This window comes from Mailhella massiliensis, from assembly GCF_020741395.1.
Taxonomy (GTDB): Bacteria; Desulfobacterota; Desulfovibrionia; order Desulfovibrionales; family Desulfovibrionaceae; genus Mailhella; species Mailhella massiliensis_A.
This window is the reverse complement of record NZ_DYZA01000027.1, coordinates 1-4,322: the sequence shown is the minus strand read 5'-3', so window position 1 is coordinate 4,322 and position 4,322 is coordinate 1. Positions and strand designations below refer to the sequence as shown.

Here is a 4,322-nt window from a genome sequence, read left to right as displayed (position 1 = left end):
GACTCAAGGATTGGCGCAGAATAGCCATGCGTTATGACCGTTGTGCCCACACGTTCTTTTCGGCTATTTGTCTCGCTGCCATTGTCATCTTTTATATTTAATGAGTCCTGAACCTAGCAAAGAAAAGGCTTTTGCGGCTTGTCATTTCGCTCTCCTTCTTATATTCTGCCGAGAACACTTTTTCTTTCAGGAGTCATGTATGTCTCAGCAGGCATCATCCGATTCAGGCAAAGGCAGCTCCCGCGGCCTCTTTTCCGGCCATATAGGCTTCATTCTCGCCGTGGCGGGTTCCGCAGTGGGCCTCGGCAATATCTGGCGGTTCCCCTATCTTGCCGCCAAGTACGGCGGGGGTATCTTCCTGCTGGTCTACATCATCCTCATGCTCACTTTCGGCTACGCTCTTATCGTGGCCGAAACCAGCCTCGGGCGTAAGACGCGCCTCAGTCCCGTGGGCGCCTACCGCGCCTTCGGCCAGATGAAGAGGAACCCCTTCCTCGTATTCGGCGGCTGGGTGAACGCCTTAGTTCCCATGCTTATCCTGCCCTACTACTGCCTCATCGGCGGCTGGATCATCAAATTCCTGTTTGAATATGTCACCGGACAGGTGAACGTCGTGGCTGCGGACGGCTACTTCGGCGGATTCATCTCCTCCACCTGGGAACCGGTGTTCTGGCACCTTCTCTTCCTCGGCTGCACCCTCGGCATCATCCTGAAGGGTGTGGAAGGCGGCGTGGAACGTGCCTCCCGCGTCATGATGCCCCTTCTGCTCATCCTGGCCGTCATCGTGGCCATTTATTCCATGACGCGCCCCGGCGCGGGTGCGGGCATCTATTACTACCTGGTGCCGGACTTCTCCAAGTTCTCCATCATGACTGTGGTGGCGGCCTGCGGCCAGCTCTTCTTCTCCCTCTCCATAGGCATGGGCATACTTATCACCTACGGCTCCTATATGAAGAAGGAAGTCAATGTGGAGCAGGCCACCTACAGCATCGGCCTCATGGATACGCTGGTGGCTACGCTCGCGGGATTCATGATCATCCCGGCGGTGTTCGCCTTCTCCGGCGGCACTGCCGACGCCCTGAACGCCGGGCCTTCGCTCATGTTCATCACCATCCCCAAGGTCTTTGAGAGCATGGGCTTCGGCGGCATCATCGGCGCAGTGTTCTTCCTCATGGTGTTCTTCGCCGCCCTTACCTCCAGCATCTCCATCATGGAAACCTGTGTCTCCACCCTTACGGACGAGCTGCACTGGTCGCGTACCAAGAGCGCCCTGTTCATGACTTTTGAAGCCATAGCCCTGGGCGTACCCTGTTCCCTCGGCTTCGGCGTGTGGGATTTCATCTCCATCGCCGGACTCAGCATCCTCGACATGATGGACTTCCTCGCCAGCCTCATTCTCTGCCCGCTGGCCGCCATGCTTACCTGCCTGCTCATCGGCCGCATCATGGGAATTGAAAACCTCATTTCCGAAGTGAAGATATCCTCCGCTTTCCACGGGGAAAAGATCTTCCGCATCTGCGTTTCCTGGCTGGCACCGGTGCTGCTGCTCGTCGTGCTCATCTCCTCCGTGGGCGCGACACTGGGCCTCATCAAGATCTGACAACGCCCCTCAATTCTTCCCTTAAAAAAGGCGGCGCGACCGGGACATAGCCCCGGCCGCGCCGCTTTTTTTGCATCATATCCCGTATGAGCTTCTCCAGGCCCCGTTGCCGACGTCTCTCGTGAGGCGAAAAGGCACGTATTCAGGGCTTCCTGCGGCAAAAAGCCTGTACACCAATCCTTTTCCGTTACATATTTCCCTCAAAAAAGGGATGCTGCGGCAGAAAAAAACGGATGCCTCCCGCGTCCCGGAAAAGCGGAAATATCATACCGTGGATGAGAATGTCTTATACAGAGAGAGAATTTAGGCTGACGCCGTCGGCAGGCAGTGCGCGAAAAGCCCTGCCGCTCCTGCTCGCTGCCGCGCTGCTGGCCGCGCCCTGTGCGGCGGAAGCCGCCAATTCGGGCGGGCAGACTCAGGGCCCCTGGTATTATGGAAGCGGGGGCACAGATGCAACCGAAGCGAGTAACGGCGAGGTTGCCGTCGATACAAAAACCGACTGTGTCGGCGGAGGGTTCATCTTCAAGTCTTCCACAAATGTGACTTTGTCCGACAACAAGGCCTCAGTAATGGACGGAGCCAGCGGACAGGAGGCCGTTGCGCATACTTGCAGAGCGCATCAGGGACAGCAATCCTGACCGGCAACACGGTGACCTCCAACGGCGGCCATTACGAAATACTGAATGGAGCTCGCATAAAATATGGTGCTGGTACGGCCTTCATGAAGAATAACCACGTTGTCATAAATGACGGTCTCTTCGATAAAAATACCTTGTATATATCGGGGGCAGTAGGCGGTGCAAGAACAGGTTCAGCGACCATCACAGGGAACAGCGTGACCGTCTACGGCGGCACGTTTAAGGAAGCTTATGCTCTTGCCGGAGGCAGAGCGGACCGTGATGATGAAATCACTTATATGAGCAGTTATGTCAACGGGAACACTGTGACCGTCAAGGGCGGTACCTTCTCCGTCCCTAACACGTGGTTCATCGGCGGCGTAACCAGTGGAACCCGTGAGGTTACGGCCGACAACAACGTGGCGGATCTGGGGGGCAACATTACCCTGGAGAGCCCTCTTATCGCAGGCGGGTATATCGAAACCCCATCCTCATACTCCCCCAGCTCGGGCAGAGCCACGGGCAACACGGTTATCCTGCGGGAAGGCTTAAGCTGAGAGGCGACAATTCCAAGCTGTACGGCGGCTACAGTTATCGACCCGACGCCAGCCTGGATTTACGCACGGGCAACACGCTGGAAGTGCGGATCGTTGGCCTCACCGCCGCCAATGTGGCTAATTTTGAGAACTATCACTTCATTCTGCCCGAAAGCGTCAAGGCCGGCGACACTGTACTGCCCCTGACGGATACGGCCGGCACGGACATTTCCGGCGCCGAGGTGGGCGTGGCCGTGGCAGGCGAGAACGCTCCTCTTGCAGAGGGCGACAGCGTCACCCTGCTCAAAAACGAGAGCGGCCTGAACAGTAAAGGCTACACGCAGACCGACCTCACCGACACGCAGGGCGTGTCGCTGGCATACGACTTTACGCTTACCGACACGGGCACAGAACTCATCGCCACCGTAGGGACCGCGTCTGAAACGCCCGGCGGTTCCGAAGAGCCCGGAGGGGACAGCCCGGTGCACGTCCTGCCCCAGACCAAGGCTCTTGCGGAAGGCTACCTTGCCGGCTCTCTGCTTATCCGGCAGGGCGGCGACCTCATTGCCGACCGCGGTATAGCGCATGCCCTGCGCGCCGCCCGCGAAACGGGCGAGTACACCTTTGCCCCCTTCGGCACGGTTTCCGGCGGCTGATCCCGCTACGACACCGGCTCCCACATCGACGTGAGCAGCTTCAACCTGCTCGTCGGCCTTGCCCGGGGCGCGGATTTGGCTCCCGGCCGCTTCACTGCCGGCCTGTTCTTCGAATACGGCAACGGCTCCTACGACACCTGGAACTCCTTCTCCAACGCGGCCACGGTCAAGGGCGACGGCGACACATGGTATGCGGGCGGCGGTGTTCTGGCCCGCATGGACTTTGCCGAAACAGGTCCCGGCCGCTTCTATGCCGAGGCAAGCGCACGCCTTGGCGTGCTGAACAACGACTACGACAACGACGACATGCGCGACGCCTTCGGCCGTAGGGCCTCCTACGACAGCGACAGCGCCTATTACGGCCTGCATGTGGGCGCAGGCTATGTCTGGAACTTCAGCGACAAGGCGGATCTTGACCTGTATACCAAGTACCTGTGAACCCATCAGGACAGCGACAGCCTGCACCTTTCCACCGGCGAGAGCATGCGCTTCGACAGTGTGGACTCCCACCGTCTGCACCTCGGCGCCCGCCTTGCCTGTACCGCCAACGAATACGTGCGCCCCTACATCGGCGCGGCATGGGAATATAAGTTCGACGGCAAGGCCGAAGCCACCATCAACGGTTTTGACATTGACAGGCCGAACCTCAAGGGCAGCACCGGCATAGGCGAGCTCGGCATAACCCTCACCCCCTCGGCCTGCATCCCCGTCAGCCTCGACCTCGGCGTGCAGGGCTATGTGGGCAGACGTGAAGGCGTTTCCGGCACCCTTCAGCTTCAGTGGAAGTTCTAGGTTCAGAACCCTTCAGCAGAAAAAGCGTCTTCAGGAATATTCTGAAGACGCTTTTTCCATGGCGCACAGGGGCGCCTGGAAATATCGAAGCCTGCCCATCCGGGAGCACAACATGTCGCGT

The 4,322-nt window shown here is 58.7% G+C and carries 3 protein-coding genes and 2 pseudogenes; all 5 read left to right on the top strand.

From position 1 onward, the window contains the following. Positions 1-101: pseudogene (locus K8W16_RS01390) on the top strand (IS5/IS1182 family transposase); the annotation flags it as partial. A 98-nt stretch (positions 102-199) separates the two neighbouring features. Beyond that, on the top strand, positions 200-1,600 hold the full coding sequence (locus tag K8W16_RS01385; protein WP_304120504.1) for a sodium-dependent transporter: 1,401 nt from the start codon (positions 200-202) through the stop codon (positions 1,598-1,600). A gap of 916 nt (positions 1,601-2,516) precedes the next feature. Beyond that, positions 2,517-2,774 carry a hypothetical protein gene (locus K8W16_RS01380; RefSeq protein WP_304120502.1) on the top strand — a complete coding sequence of 86 codons (258 nt, stop codon included), beginning with the start codon at positions 2,517-2,519 and terminating at the stop codon, positions 2,772-2,774. Positions 2,775-2,857: 83 nt separating this feature from the next. Next, on the top strand, positions 2,858-3,409 hold the full coding sequence (locus K8W16_RS01375) for a hypothetical protein (RefSeq protein WP_304120500.1): 552 nt from the start codon (positions 2,858-2,860) through the stop codon (positions 3,407-3,409). Positions 3,410-3,439: 30 nt separating this feature from the next. Next, positions 3,440-4,201, top strand: a pseudogene (locus K8W16_RS01370) (autotransporter outer membrane beta-barrel domain-containing protein). Positions 4,202-4,322 lie beyond the last annotated feature (121 nt).